A 12,709-nucleotide genomic window follows, 5' to 3' on the forward strand; every position below is an offset into this window, starting at 1 on the left:
GGATAAGTCTAAAAGCTTTGCAGAGCGAATGGTGTACTTTGCCAGTTTTGGTTGTTAATAAATTTATGAATTTTTCAAAGAACAAATCTAAAGGCAGGATCAGGGTTCAGCGATATGTGGCGCACAGGCTTTTCTGTTTTGATATTTGCGGACAGATACGGCTCAAAACACTGGTGCAGGTAAGCGGTCGAATAGGTATTATCCAACGTTTCGGGCATTCTGTTCAACAACAGGACCTGTCCGTTTTCGCTGTCAATCTTCTTTTGGTTATAGGAAATAGCACTGTACAAATTCTCACCCTTTCCAATCTTTGCTATCATCTTATCTGTGTTTTTGCAGGTGTTCTTTTTCAAATTCCTGTGTTAGTTCAATCACTTTCCGGCATAAGTCCGCCATTTCTGCCGTCTGCTTTTCCAGTTTAAAGAGGTAAGCCGATGCCTTTTTCTCCGAGAAATTACGGTAAAGTATCTTCACGATTTGGTTGTAATTCACGCCAACCGCTCTGAACTGGCTGTAAAAATTGGTGAGCCTCGTATGAAAATCGACTGCATCCATATCAATTTTTACGGTCTTTACCGTCTTCTGAAAGATACAGGCTGTAATGAAATGTGCCTTTACGTTCATTCCTGATTGGTCAAACAGGGCAAGGAACTTGGTGTTTTCCTCTGCATTCAGGTTAATGGAATACCGATGTACGGCAGGGTCGTTCTTCGGTTTTCTACCTGTTTTCCTAATCTGCTTACTGTTCTTTTCTTCCATAATAAATCCATTTTAATGTTAAACCAAAACTGCGACTTCGGAGCGGTTTTCAGCCCCCTGCAAGGGCAAGTGCTTTTGAGGTACTGAAATTCATTTCGAGTACCTCAAAAGATAACTTGCTCTGAACAGGGGTTCAGAAAAATCCGTTTTGCAAAACGGATTGGAGTTAGCCGAAAAAACCGACCGCTTCCGTTTACAAATTTCGGGAAGACTATTTGAATAACAGCGATTTACAAACACGACAATGAACGCCAAATAGTGCCACTGACTGCCACCTTTAAGCGGATTGGGATTGCTTTTATTTCCTTTGTGTGGTTAGTTGGCTGATTGGCTACGGAGTTAGTCAATGGGTTAAATAGATTGCTTGCAATCCGTTGGCTTTTTAGCCAACGAAACAGCTAATTGGAAATATACAGGTGCATAAATGCTTAAATAGATACAATAGTATATACGACTGACTGTTCAGCTAACCAAACAGCTAATTTGAAACAACATCAAAATTGAATGATATGATACACGAAGAAGACAAAAAACAGCAACCCGAAGCACAGGATTTTTCTTTGGAAAATTTTCTCGGCGGAGAAAAGAAACCACCTGTACAGGAACAACCGACAGAAACGCAACAGGACAGGTCTGCTAAACCCGAAACAGGCGAAGAACCTGCGGAAGCGGAACAGACAAGACCGTCCGTAAGCAATCCCAAACGAACGACCTCAAAGCCAAAGAAGCTGACCAAAGAGGATTACTGCAAACAGTTCTTTAAAGTCCCGAACACAGCGGCAAGCAAAGGCAAATCGGTCTATGTACGGCAGGAACACCACGAAACGTTCAACAGGCTTACCAACATTATGGGCATTGACAAGCTGACGATTTATGCGTATCTGGATAACATTATCGAATACCATTTTCAGGAGTTCGGGGAGTTGATTAAGGAAATCTATAACGAGAAGCACAAGCCGTTATTTTGATAGTGGTGCGATGTCAGGTGGTGGTTCGTTCCTCCCTCTTAAAATTATTTTCCAAAACAAAAAAACAGAAAAAAAAGAAAGGCGTTCAATCAAGGCGGACAGGCTGAAAAACCAAAAGGAAACGGAATAAGTCCCGAAGGGTGGCAGGGCAACACAAACAACTCGGCGAAGCCTCCTTTTTGCCCTGCCATTATGCCGTAATCTTTTGGTTGGGTGGTGCGATGGGTGTCCGCCTTACCTTTGCTACCTTTTTGTTCTTTTTTGGTACAAGAATACAAAATAAAAGCCCCGTTTTTTTTCGGGGCTTGATTTGTTGTTTTGTTAAATGCTAATCTCTTTTCAAAACTTCTCTCACTTCGATGTTTCCACCTACTTGGTCAAAAATAGGATTACCTTTTGCAATTTCTATTGCTTCATCAATGGTTTCGGATTTTACCACAACATAACCGCTAACAAATTCATTGTTTTCGGTGCAAACTCCGTCAGTTACTTCCTTGTTGGACTTTACGTTTTTTGCACTTCCTGCAAATGGCAAAAGCGTGTTGCCTTTGTCCACTAATTTGTTTTGTGAAGCAATTCCTGCTAACCAATTCATACGTTCCTGCATTTGTTCAGGTGTTGGTCTGAAATCGGAAATGTCTTTTAATCTAAAAATCAATACAAATTCTTTCATTGTCTATAAAATTTAATTATTTCTTGTAAGACAATTTCAAATTGCGGAACGTGACAGAAAGTAGAGAAATCTTTAAATTTTCATCAATTTCTCGGGGTCAACGACAGAAAAAATACTTGTGATTTTTCCGTCTGGGTTTAGTTCAAATATCTGACAGTTTATCAAGGTTGTACCTCTGTAAAACAGTAATGCAGATTGATGATTTATTTCTTCAATTTTGATTTCAAGGTCTTTTTGATGATTTTCATAAACGTAGGTCATCAGTTTAATGGTGTTGTCAATTCCCGAAGTCAGTTCAGCAATGACCTGTAATTTATTTCCTGCATCTGCCAAAACCTGCACTTCGTCAGACAATATTTGTTCCAACGTTTTTACATCGCCTTTACGGATTGCGGACACATATTTTTCTAAATATTTTCGGTCTTTTGCAGACGAAGTTGCGATTTCGGGTTTCCGCAATTTCAGTTTCTTTTTGGCTCTTGTGAGGATTTGTCGGGAATTTTCTACCGAAATTTCTAATATTTCAGCGATATCATCGTGTTCGTAATCAAATGCTTCTTTTAACAACAAAACTGCTCTTTCTTTGGTGTTCAATGTGTCGAGCAAAACAAGCATTGAATAATTGAGTATCTCGTCTAATTCAATTTTGCTTTCACCTTGATTGGTAACGATTGGTTCGGGCAATGTGATTTTTTGTTGCCTTTCTCTGTCGTTTTTCTTTTTTAGATTTATGGCTTGGTTGATGACCGATTTTATCAGATACGCATTTGGATTGGAAATTGAGCAACCCTCTTTTTCATTGAATTTTATCAAGACCTCCTGAATTACGTCTTGACAATCGCCAATATTTCCCAAAATGTTGTAAGCATAAGGAAATAGTTTTTTGTTCAATGTGTTTAAATCGTCCATTTTTTGATTTTAGAGTTAGACAATTTCAAAGGTAATAATGTGACAGGTTTTGAGAGAATCTTTCAACTGTATTGTTTTTGCGTTTCGCTTTGCCTGAGGGAAAGAAAAAAGCCTTTCAACAAGTCGCTGAAAGGAAAGAAAACATTCAATTTAGTTGAGGTTTTATTTTTGTCGCTTGTAATGCAGTTGTGTCAATCCAGTCTCAAACGTTTTGACTTTGATAAATTCAAGTGTTTGCTCTGGTCTGCCGTCTTTGAAAAGTCTTGTTCCGTTACCTAATAAAATGGGTACTATCGAAATGATAAACTCGTCTATTAAGTCGTGTTTCAATAGTTCATTTATTACTTCCGCTCCTCCGTCACAATAAATATTTTTACCTTTTTCAGATTTCAGTCGTTTGACCAGTTCAGTCAAATTCCCTGTATAAAAAGTCGTTCTACCTACTTGCGGTCTTTCCGTTCTTGTGATGACATAGACATCCCGTTGTCCATTGTCGTAATGAGATAAACCAACATTTTTAAGCACATAATCATAGGTTCTTCTCCCAATAATCAATGTGTCAATTGTGTCTGTAAATTCTCCATAACCATAATCTTCTCCTGCTTTTTCAACGAGTTTCAAGAAAGTAAGGTCATCATTAGGTTTTGCAATGTAACCGTCTAAACTTGTTGCAATGAAAAGTGATATTTTCCGCATTTTTATAAATATTAATGTTTCTGCAAAGTTAGCTTTGTACGGCAGGTTGTACTTTGGAAAAATGCGACAATTTTAAAGTTGTGATGGCGAAAGTCCCGTATTTCGTTTTATTTCATTGGTAAGATGCGAATGGTCATAGTAGCCACATTCAAAAGCAACATCTAAAAAACTTCGATTTTCATCTGATTTTTTGATAATGGACAAAGCATTTTGAAAGCGAATAATATTTGAATATTCTTTTGGGGATAGTCCAATGAACCTTTTGAAATTTCGCTCTAACTGTCTTACGGTCGTGAAATTTCGTTTTGACAGCTGGTGAATGTTGATCTGTCCATTTGTAGAATGAATATCATTAATAACCGATTGCAATGGAATATGTTTTGCTTTTATTCTGTCGGAAAAAAATTGGTTAAGATAATCAAATGGGTTGTTAAAGATTTTATCGACATTGAATGAATTAGATTTTTCAAACTCGATTGTATCGTTTGTCAATTCATTTTGTGAGGCATAGCTATAGAAATTTGCAAAAGTTGCAGGTTTTAGACATACTCCCAATAAATGAGTATCACTGTCGATAAAGCTGTCTTTAAATGAAGTCATCGCACCCACCACATACGTTTTTCCAAACTCCATAGAAAGCGAACCGTTATCTGTTAAACAAGTACTTCCCAAATTCATTATTACACCTGCACAACCGTCTGGGAAAACCCGTTCCCATTGTTTTTCAAGTTCGTTTCCTTTCAGCTCCCAATAAAAATGTATAAAGGGCTTTAAGTCTTTGTAAGGTTTTATTATTTTGTATTCCATTTTGTGCTTGGGTGTCGTTCTACAATCCATAACCGCCAACTTGTTTATAGACACAACAAAATTACACAAATATTTCAAGCATTGTTTTTTCGTTTTCGTGAGGGATAGAAGCGGAAAGCCCACAGCGAAGTGCAACGGAGCGATGACTTGTAGCGGATGGTCCGACCCACTTGCATTTTTTGTGTTGGGGTTTGAGCATTAGCAAAAATGCAAAGGGACTCGCCAAAAAAACAATAATCCCAAATCAAGTATTTAGCATCTGAACGCCAAATGCGACCTCTGACTGCAACATTGAAAGTCCGACTTGCTTACCTGACTAATTTAGTCAGGACAAAACGAGTTAGGCAATGCAGGAGAGAAAAGAAATAGATAAAATACCTATCGAAGAAGCAATGGAGCTTCTCCGTGAAGTCGGTATTGATGTGGAACAGGAAAAAGCCGAACTGATTATGGAGTTTCTGTACAACCTCACAATGATAATTATCCGTGAATGCTTTGATACCGAATGATTTATTTCGTACTTTAGCTAATCCCACAAAACATTAATACCCACTCAAAAAGATTAGCTATGAAAAGAGCCGATTTATATATACGTGTTTCCACAGATGAACAGGCAGATAAGGGATATTCACAGCGTGACCAAGAGGAACGTCTGAAAAGGTACTGTGCGACCAATAAGATTGCTGTCGGGCAGGTTATCTACGAAGACCATTCCGCCAAAACCTTTAACCGACCCCAATGGACGAGATTGCTGAACAGCCTTAAAAAGAAAAGTTCAAAGACTGACCTTGTTCTGTTTACTAAATGGGATAGGTTCAGCCGTAATGCAGGTGATGCCTATCAGATGATTAGTACACTCAACAAACTTGGCATAGAACCACAGGCGGTAGAACAGCCTTTAGATCTTTCTATTCCCGAAAACAAAATGATGCTGGCAATATATCTATCTGCTCCCGAAGTGGAAAATGACCGCAGAGCATTAAATACATTTTATGGTATGCGTAGGGCAAGGAAAGAAGGGCGTTTAATGGGTAGAGCACCTTTTGGATATATCAACAGAAGCAAAGAGGACGGACGAAAATACATTGCCCCAAAAGAACCTGAAGCAACAGCTATGCGTTGGGCGTTCAACGAAATAGCAAAAGGCGTGTTTGCCTGTGACCAAGTACGGCAAAAAATGAACAAATTACACAAGACAACTATAAGTCGAAGTGCTTTTCACGTAGCTGTACGTAATCCTCTGTACTATGGTAAGATATTCATTGCCAAATTCAAGGACGAAGAAGCACATCTGGTACAAGGTCAGCACGAACCGCTTATATCCAAAGAACTTTTTGACAGGGTGCAACTGATATTGGACGGAAACAAAAGAACTGAACGTCCCAATACCAAAATACTTTCAGATGAGAACCTGCCCCTACGTGGTTTCTTAGTATGCCCCGAATGTGGTCGCAACCTCACAGGAAGTGCATCCAAAGGAAGAACAAATCGATATTACTATTATCATTGCGTTTCCTCTTGTGGCTTCCGTCAAAAAGCCGAATTAGCCAACGATATTTTTGAAAAGAGTATGCGTCAGTTTGCATTAAACGGTTCTGCTCAAATAGTGAAAAAACTGTTGCTGGACAACTACAAGAAATTCGTAAACAACCCATTTGACGAAAAGAAACAGATTGCACAGGAAATAGATAAACTAAATGCAAGGTTGTCAGTAGCACGCAACAAACTGCTATCTGAAATTATTGATGATGAGGAATACCTCGAAATCAAAGATGAATGTAAAAAAAGAATTGAGAGTTTGGAAGAACAGTTAAGCAAGGACGGTTCTGATACCAAGAAAATCAATATAGATAAGTCTTTGGACAGGGCTTTAAAGTATATAGAAAACATCCCAAAAATGTACAGCGAGGGCGAAATCAGCACAAGAAGAGGTATAATTGGTTCGATATTCCCCGAAAAATTGGAGTTTGACGGAAAAACGTATCGAACCGCCCGAATGAACGTAATCGCAAACTATATCTTTCAGATAAACAACGGATTACCTCAAAATAAGAACAGGACAAACGAAAATAAATTTCATTTGTCCTGTTTAGTAGCGAAGACGGGAGTTGAACCCGTGACCTCAGGGTTATGAATCCTGCGCTCTAACCGACTGAGCTACCTCGCCATTGGTATTTTAATTCGGATGCAAATATAGCAGTAATTTTAATACCTGCAAAGGAAAATTTGAAATTAAAATATATTTTTTTTACCGAATTTGTTACTTTTCTGTATTTGAACAATTTAAAAACTATTCTTTTATTACTTTTCCTTCACCGTTTTCGGTTACGTTAACGGTTTTGGTTACACGGTAGTATAAATTTCCTTTGCCGTTTAGGCTTCCGTCGATACCATTAACTGTGTTGGTATAGATGTTTCCCGAACCAGATGAATCTACTTCGGTGAAAAAAGCCGACAGTTCTTTTGCATTGATATCGCCCGAACTTTTACTGTTTATTCTTACAGTATTCGCATTTCCTTCTACCATAATTGTCGCATTATTTTCGGTATTTAAGTACAGATCTTCTACCTTTACCTTTAATTCCATTTTATTGTTACCTGTATTGGTCAGCGTTAGCTTCGGAATTTCGATCACACCTAAATTAATCACACTGCCATTATCGCCGGTCATGGTAATTTCGGTAAGATCTTTTGTTGCCAAGGTTACTTTTACAGGTTCTGTCTGACTAATAATTTCGAAACCAGGCTTTCTTTTCAATGTTAAAACCTCGTTTACAACACTTATTTGAACCAACTGATGCAGGTTTCCATCACCTGAAGTTCTTATGGTATTTTTAAACGGATTGTTCAAAATTTCGACCGTTACTTCACCATCTATCACCAATTTGGAATATTTTTGAACCTTACGGTTTTTCTCTTGAACTACGCCGTTGCCTTTAATCTTTCTATTTTGTGCATAACTTGTTACGGTAATGATCGAAACAAAAAATAATGCTAAAAATTTTCTCATACTATTTAAATATTGTTGGTTGAAAATACATCTTCGGGGAAATTACTGAAAACATCTTCGGTAAAATCCAACACTTCGGAATTTACAAAATTATTCTTTAAATCGTTCACGCCTTTTTCCATTAAAAGCGGTGTGGTGAACTTTCTGCTTACGCCCAAAATATGGTCGTTTACATTTACTTTAAAGAACAATTTTCCTGCCGGAGTTCTGTAATGTATAAATTTAATGATTGAAAAATTACGTTTTATAACGTTTATTTCGCTTAAACAATGTGCTTTGGAAAGGTAGCTGTTGCTTGTAAATATAACATTTCCCTTGCGATTGTTATAGGTATATTTATACTGGTTGTTTTCTTTTTTACTTATTACTAACGTGCCCATTTTTCTTTTACTACACACAAAGCTATTTATAAATGCCGTGAAATGAAACTTTGTTTTTCGTGATTTTTTTAGTACTGGTTGATACTGCCTACACCTGATATTTTTTTAACGATTTTCAATCGATCATAATTTTTGTAATCCAGATTACCCACACCCGAAATACGCACATTAATTTCGTCTGACGTATTGATTTTTGCATTCCCCGCACCTGTAATTTCGATATTCGCCAGTTTGTTGGTTAATGCTTCGGAATTTAAATTCCCCGCGCCCGACATGCTTGCTTTTATTTCATTGCTTATTCCGCGTAAACGCACATCGCCGGCACCGGTTACAAAAACACTTGTGATGTTGTTGAACAGTTTTACATTGATTTCGCCTGCACCCGAAATATGAAATTCGATGTCTTTTGTCAGCGTGATGTTATTGGTTGCGATAGAACCTGCACCCGCAATGACAACTTTCTGCAAATTAGGATTATTCATTTTTATAACCAGCGGTGATTTGTTTGATTTATAGGAAATTGATTTTTTGCTGGATATATTGATCTGTCCATCGTTATTTTCGATTTCCAGATTATCGACCAACGTTTTATCGCCGGTAATTAAAATTTCATTTGGCTTTACAGAAGAATCTAATTCGATATTGGCTGATGAATTATTTGATACCGCATTGTACGATGCCATTTGTTTTGTTTGGCTCACCACTTCGCCAGACAATTCTACTTTTTTGTTGCACGATACGGCAAAAACGCTTAAAAATGTAAGTAATAGTAGCTTCTTCATTTGTTTTTTCTTTAAAACTACAAAAAAGTATTTACATTTTATAATGGTTGTGTGTTATTAATGTGCTACAGATGTGCAGATTTACTATTTTGCAATATGATTGATACAAGTTTGATGCCAAAAAAAAGTATGGGGAGGTTTTCGACTCTGTTTGAACTCACGGGGACAATGAGATTTCTTCTAAAACCTATGCTGACTCGTCGAAGAATCGGAATGACAAGATTCATTTTGAATGAGATTCCTCCTACAGCCTGTGCTGAGCTCGTCGAGGCATCGGAATGACAAGATTCATGTGGAATGAAAGGTTTTAAAAAGAACAAAACCCTTTCGTGTGAAAGGGTTTGTGTATTTAAACGGTTAAAGCTAAACGCTTCATTAAGTTTTTATCTAAAGCGTGTTTCACGAAATCTCTATCAACTTCGAATTCTGTGGTGTCAGAACCCGGAAGATCGTACATAGGATCGGTTAAAACAGCTTCGCATAACGAACGTAATCCGCGTGCACCTAATTTGTATTCCAATGCCTTATCTACAATGTACCAAAGTGCATCTTCGGTAAAAGTCAATTCAACACCATCCATTTCGAACAATTTCTGATATTGTTTTACCAATGCGTTTTTAGGCTCGGTTAAGATAGAACGCAACGTATCGCGATCTAACGGATCCATGTGTGTTAATACCGGTAAACGACCTATGATTTCGGGAATCAATCCAAAATCTTTTAAATCTTTAGGTATAATGTATTGCAACAGATTGCTTTTATCTGCTTTTTTGTTTTCTTTAGAAGATCCAAAACCAACGGCATGAAAGTTCAAACGTTTGGTTATGATTCGTTCGATACCGTCAAAAGCTCCACCTGCAATAAATAAAATATCCTGCGTATTAACTTCGATAAACTTTTGATCCGGGTGTTTTCTTCCACCTTTTGGCGGAACATTTACCACAGAACCTTCTAAAAGCTTCAACAATGCCTGCTGTACGCCTTCTCCACTTACATCGCGCGTGATTGACGGATTATCGCTTTTACGGGCAATTTTATCAATTTCATCGATAAAAATAATACCGCGTTGTGCTTTATCCACATCATAATCTGCAGCCTGCAACAATTTGGTTAAGATACCTTCTACATCTTCGCCCACATAACCAGCTTCGGTTAAAACGGTAGCATCAACAATAGCCAAAGGTACGTTTAACATACGGGCAATGGTTTTGGCAACCAGCGTTTTACCGGTTCCGGTTTGCCCTACCACGATGATGTTACTTTTTTCTATTTCAACATCGTTCTTTAAATCTTGCTGCAGCAAACGTTTGTAATGGTTGTAAACGGCAACCGACAGTACTTTTTTGGTTTGATCCTGACCAATTACGTATTGATCTAAAAACGCTCTGATTTCCTGCGGTTTTCTCAATAAAACCTCATCTGACAATCCTGTTCCGCCTTGCGATTTTAATTCTTCTAATACAATGCCGTGCGCCTGCTCTACACAGTGATCGCAGATATGCGCATCTACACCGGCAATTAAAATATTAGTTTCGGCTTTTGGCCGCCCGCAAAAAGAACAGTTAAATCCTTCCTTCATTATAATTATTCTCTTGTTAAAACTTCGTCGATCATTCCGTATTCCTTCGCTTCATCTGCACGCATCCAATAATCACGTTCAGAATCTTTATACACTTTGTCGTACGGTTTTTTAGAATGTTTGGCAATGATCTGATACAGTTCTTCTTTTAACTTTAACATTTCTTTTAGGTTGATCTCCATATCGGTTGCAACACCCTGTGCCCCGCCCGATGGTTGGTGAATCATAACACGTGAATGTGGTAATGCCGAACGTTTACCATCGGCACCGGCACATAACAATACCGCACCCATTGATGCTGCCATACCTGTGCAGATTGTAGCTACATCAGGCTTAACGAACTGCATGGTATCGTAAATACCCAAACCTGCGTACACGCTGCCGCCCGGTGAATTGATATAGATTGAGATATCTTTAGAAGCATCAACACTTTCTAAAAACAGCAATTGCGCCTGAATGATGTTTGCCACATAATCATCTACCCCTGATCCAAGGAAAATGATGCGATCCATCATTAAACGCGAGAAAACGTCCATAGATGCAATGTTCATTGGGCGTTCTTCGATAATATAAGGCGTCATACTGCCTGTTGGTGTCATGCTGCCCACGATTTTATCGTAGTACATATTGTTTACCTTGTGGTGCTTTGTAGCGTATTTTCTAAATTCTTTCCCGTAATTCATATTTTTATTCTTGTAAATTAAAAAAATAAGCGTCGAAACAAACCGTTCGACGCTCAAATATACTTAAATTTTCGCAGAAAATTATTCTCCGTAAACCTCTTTAACGAAATCTTTGTAAGTTACTTCTTTTTCACTTCCGCTTACTTTTTCAGCGAATAATTTCATCATTTTATCGTTCATCAATTGCTCAGAAATACGTTTTACTTCTTCTTGGTTTGATAAAACGCGTGATACGATATTTGTTACATCGTCTTCTGACGGTTCTAACTGACCGAACTGTGCCATTTGATCTTTGATTAAGCCTGAAGTGTAGTCTTTAATCTCGTCAAAAGTGATTTGTAAACCGTTATCAGTAATAATTTTACCTTCGATTAACTGGTAACGCAATCCTTTTTCAGATTTTGTGTATTCTTCTTCTGCCTGCTCCACAGTTAATTCTGTTTCACCAGCCGTTTGTAACCATTTGATTAAAAATTCTTTTGGTAAATCGAATTTTGTATTGTCAACCAATGCTTCAACTGCATCGTTCATGAATTTTTGATCTGCCTGTTGTGCGAATTGTTTTTCGGCATCTTCTTTAATACGTGTTTTTAACTCGTCTTCTGAAGTTACTTTACCTTCACCAAACAATTTATCGAAAAACTCTTGGTTTAATTCTGCTTTTTCTTTTGTTGAAATTTCTTCGATTGTAAAAGTTACATCAACTTCCAAACCGTGAACTTTATCGTGATCAACTTTTAAAACGTCCATTAATTTATGTTCGTCTTCAAACAAACCTTTGGTAGAAATAGTAACCTCATCGTTTACTTTTTTACCAATGAATTTCTTTTGATTTGTTTTTGTACGGATATCTGCAATGTTGATTGTTGTTTCGTTTTCGATACCTTCTTCCTGGTTAGAAACTTTTACACGGATATCGTCACCTTCTTCTACTTTTTCTTTAGAAATTAATTTTCCGTATTGTTTCTGAATGTATTCAACCTGCTCGTTTACCATTTCTTCATCGGCAACGATTTTATATTTAGCAGCTGTTTTAGCAGCACCTAAATCAACCGTAAATTCCGGAGCTAAACCTAATTCGAAATCAAAACTTAATGTATCAGCATCCCAATCGATATCTTTAGCAACAGGAAGCGGATTTCCTAAAATATCCAATTTCTCTTCGTTTAAATAATTACTTAAACTTTCTTGTAACAATTTGTTCACTTCATCGAACATAATTGCCTGTCCGTACTGCTTTTTAACCAATGCAGCAGGTACCTGTCCTTTTCTGAAGCCCGGGATATTTGCGTTTTTTCTGTAATCTTTAAGAACTTTTTCAACGTTCGCTGCAAAATCTTCTTTTGCTAAATCAATTGTAATAACTGCGTTTAAAGCATCTACATTATTTCTTGTGATATTCATTGTAAATTTTGTTTCTAACTAAAATTGGCTTGCAAAAATACATTATTTTTACAAGCCAA

Annotated in this window: 15 protein-coding genes and 1 tRNA gene; 3 read left to right on the forward strand and 13 right to left on the reverse strand. The window is 37.5% G+C overall.

Annotated elements, in window-relative coordinates; genetic code table 11:
- Nucleotides 1-74: 74 nt before the first annotated feature.
- Together BM253_RS08030 and mobA are read right to left on the reverse strand one after the other, a co-directional pair.
- Nucleotides 75-320, reverse strand: coding sequence for a hypothetical protein (locus tag BM253_RS08030; RefSeq protein WP_450088497.1), 246 nt, complete (start codon nucleotides 318-320; stop codon nucleotides 75-77).
- A 1-nt stretch (nucleotide 321) separates the two neighbouring features.
- Nucleotides 322-759, reverse strand: a complete 438-nt coding sequence (mobA, locus tag BM253_RS08035) for a conjugal transfer protein MobA (protein WP_091521986.1) — start codon at nucleotides 757-759, stop codon at nucleotides 322-324.
- 509 nt (nucleotides 760-1,268) lie between these two features.
- Between mobA and BM253_RS08040 the strand changes: the two genes are divergently transcribed.
- Nucleotides 1,269-1,727: a DUF3408 domain-containing protein gene (locus BM253_RS08040; protein ID WP_091521988.1), complete on the forward strand. Its 459-nt coding sequence runs from the start codon at nucleotides 1,269-1,271 to the stop codon at nucleotides 1,725-1,727.
- Nucleotides 1,728-2,055: 328 nt separating this feature from the next.
- On the opposite strand, the gene BM253_RS08050 is transcribed toward BM253_RS08040, so the two are convergent.
- From BM253_RS08050 to BM253_RS08065, 4 genes are all read right to left on the reverse strand, one after another.
- Entirely contained in the window at nucleotides 2,056-2,400 is a 345-nt protein-coding gene (locus BM253_RS08050; RefSeq protein WP_091521993.1) for a YciI family protein, read from the reverse strand.
- Nucleotides 2,401-2,472: 72 nt separating this feature from the next.
- A complete protein-coding gene (locus BM253_RS08055) occupies nucleotides 2,473-3,309 on the reverse strand; it encodes a sigma-70 family RNA polymerase sigma factor (protein WP_091521996.1) in 837 nt (278 codons plus the stop codon).
- 162 nt (nucleotides 3,310-3,471) lie between these two features.
- The gene (locus BM253_RS08060; protein ID WP_091521998.1) at nucleotides 3,472-4,005 is read right to left on the reverse strand and encodes a dihydrofolate reductase family protein; all 534 of its coding nucleotides are present in this window, start codon (nucleotides 4,003-4,005) and stop codon (nucleotides 3,472-3,474) included.
- A 72-nt stretch (nucleotides 4,006-4,077) separates the two neighbouring features.
- Nucleotides 4,078-4,812 (reverse strand): helix-turn-helix transcriptional regulator, encoded by a 735-nt coding sequence (locus BM253_RS08065; protein ID WP_091522435.1) that lies wholly within the window; start codon nucleotides 4,810-4,812, stop codon nucleotides 4,078-4,080.
- 347 nt (nucleotides 4,813-5,159) lie between these two features.
- Here BM253_RS08065 and BM253_RS17320 point away from each other — a divergent pair, with 347 nt between their 5' ends.
- Nucleotides 5,160-5,321 carry a hypothetical protein gene (locus BM253_RS17320; RefSeq protein ID WP_166666239.1) on the forward strand — a complete coding sequence of 54 codons (162 nt, stop codon included), beginning with the start codon at nucleotides 5,160-5,162 and terminating at the stop codon, nucleotides 5,319-5,321.
- A gap of 59 nt (nucleotides 5,322-5,380) precedes the next feature.
- Nucleotides 5,381-6,946 carry a recombinase family protein gene (locus BM253_RS08070; RefSeq protein ID WP_091522438.1) on the forward strand — a complete coding sequence of 522 codons (1,566 nt, stop codon included), beginning with the start codon at nucleotides 5,381-5,383 and terminating at the stop codon, nucleotides 6,944-6,946.
- Here the strand turns inward: BM253_RS08070 and BM253_RS08075 are convergent.
- The 7 genes from BM253_RS08075 to tig all read right to left on the reverse strand — a co-directional run bounded on the left by BM253_RS08075 (nucleotide 6,906) and on the right by tig (nucleotide 12,650).
- Nucleotides 6,906-6,979, reverse strand: a tRNA-Met gene (locus tag BM253_RS08075). The two genes, BM253_RS08070 and BM253_RS08075, sit on opposite strands and share 41 nt — an antisense overlap.
- A gap of 123 nt (nucleotides 6,980-7,102) precedes the next feature.
- The gene (locus BM253_RS08080; protein WP_091522000.1) at nucleotides 7,103-7,822 is read right to left on the reverse strand and encodes a GIN domain-containing protein; all 720 of its coding nucleotides are present in this window, start codon (nucleotides 7,820-7,822) and stop codon (nucleotides 7,103-7,105) included.
- 5 nt (nucleotides 7,823-7,827) lie between these two features.
- Nucleotides 7,828-8,202, reverse strand: coding sequence for a hypothetical protein (locus tag BM253_RS08085; RefSeq protein WP_091522002.1), 375 nt, complete (start codon nucleotides 8,200-8,202; stop codon nucleotides 7,828-7,830).
- A 68-nt stretch (nucleotides 8,203-8,270) separates the two neighbouring features.
- Nucleotides 8,271-8,984: a GIN domain-containing protein gene (locus BM253_RS08090; RefSeq protein ID WP_091522004.1), complete on the reverse strand. Its 714-nt coding sequence runs from the start codon at nucleotides 8,982-8,984 to the stop codon at nucleotides 8,271-8,273.
- A 349-nt stretch (nucleotides 8,985-9,333) separates the two neighbouring features.
- Nucleotides 9,334-10,563: an ATP-dependent Clp protease ATP-binding subunit ClpX gene (gene clpX / locus BM253_RS08100; protein ID WP_091522009.1), complete on the reverse strand. Its 1,230-nt coding sequence runs from the start codon at nucleotides 10,561-10,563 to the stop codon at nucleotides 9,334-9,336.
- Nucleotides 10,564-10,568: 5 nt separating this feature from the next.
- Nucleotides 10,569-11,246, reverse strand: a complete 678-nt coding sequence (clpP, locus tag BM253_RS08105; protein ID WP_091522013.1) for an ATP-dependent Clp endopeptidase proteolytic subunit ClpP — start codon at nucleotides 11,244-11,246, stop codon at nucleotides 10,569-10,571.
- Nucleotides 11,247-11,327: 81 nt separating this feature from the next.
- Nucleotides 11,328-12,650 (reverse strand): trigger factor, encoded by a 1,323-nt coding sequence (gene tig, locus BM253_RS08110; protein ID WP_091522016.1) that lies wholly within the window; start codon nucleotides 12,648-12,650, stop codon nucleotides 11,328-11,330.
- Between the last annotated feature and the right edge of the window lie 59 nt (nucleotides 12,651-12,709).

This window comes from Paenimyroides ummariense, from assembly GCF_900115115.1.
Taxonomy (GTDB): domain Bacteria; phylum Bacteroidota; class Bacteroidia; order Flavobacteriales; family Flavobacteriaceae; genus Flavobacterium; species Flavobacterium ummariense.

What these genes read in the sequence shown, in the direction of transcription:
- mobA (WP_091521986.1), bottom strand. Translation starts at nt 759, where the DNA reads ATGGAAGAAAAGAACAGTAAGCAGATTAGGAAAACAGGTAGAAAACCG.
- tig (WP_091522016.1), bottom strand. Translation starts at nt 12,650, where the DNA reads ATGAATATCACAAGAAATAATGTAGATGCTTTAAACGCAGTTATTACA.
- BM253_RS08030 (WP_450088497.1), bottom strand. Translation starts at nt 320, where the DNA reads ATGATAGCAAAGATTGGAAAGGGTGAGAATTTGTACAGTGCTATTTCC.
- BM253_RS08070 (WP_091522438.1), top strand. Translation starts at nt 5,381, where the DNA reads ATGAAAAGAGCCGATTTATATATACGTGTTTCCACAGATGAACAGGCA.
- BM253_RS08055 (WP_091521996.1), bottom strand. Translation starts at nt 3,309, where the DNA reads ATGGACGATTTAAACACATTGAACAAAAAACTATTTCCTTATGCTTAC.
- BM253_RS08085 (WP_091522002.1), bottom strand. Translation starts at nt 8,202, where the DNA reads ATGGGCACGTTAGTAATAAGTAAAAAAGAAAACAACCAGTATAAATAT.
- BM253_RS08080 (WP_091522000.1), bottom strand. Translation starts at nt 7,822, where the DNA reads ATGAGAAAATTTTTAGCATTATTTTTTGTTTCGATCATTACCGTAACA.
- clpX (WP_091522009.1), bottom strand. Translation starts at nt 10,563, where the DNA reads ATGAAGGAAGGATTTAACTGTTCTTTTTGCGGGCGGCCAAAAGCCGAA.
- BM253_RS08050 (WP_091521993.1), bottom strand. Translation starts at nt 2,400, where the DNA reads ATGAAAGAATTTGTATTGATTTTTAGATTAAAAGACATTTCCGATTTC.
- BM253_RS08040 (WP_091521988.1), top strand. Translation starts at nt 1,269, where the DNA reads ATGATACACGAAGAAGACAAAAAACAGCAACCCGAAGCACAGGATTTT.
- BM253_RS08060 (WP_091521998.1), bottom strand. Translation starts at nt 4,005, where the DNA reads ATGCGGAAAATATCACTTTTCATTGCAACAAGTTTAGACGGTTACATT.
- BM253_RS17320 (WP_166666239.1), top strand. Translation starts at nt 5,160, where the DNA reads ATGCAGGAGAGAAAAGAAATAGATAAAATACCTATCGAAGAAGCAATG.
- BM253_RS08065 (WP_091522435.1), bottom strand. Translation starts at nt 4,812, where the DNA reads ATGGAATACAAAATAATAAAACCTTACAAAGACTTAAAGCCCTTTATA.
- BM253_RS08090 (WP_091522004.1), bottom strand. Translation starts at nt 8,984, where the DNA reads ATGAAGAAGCTACTATTACTTACATTTTTAAGCGTTTTTGCCGTATCG.
- clpP (WP_091522013.1), bottom strand. Translation starts at nt 11,246, where the DNA reads ATGAATTACGGGAAAGAATTTAGAAAATACGCTACAAAGCACCACAAG.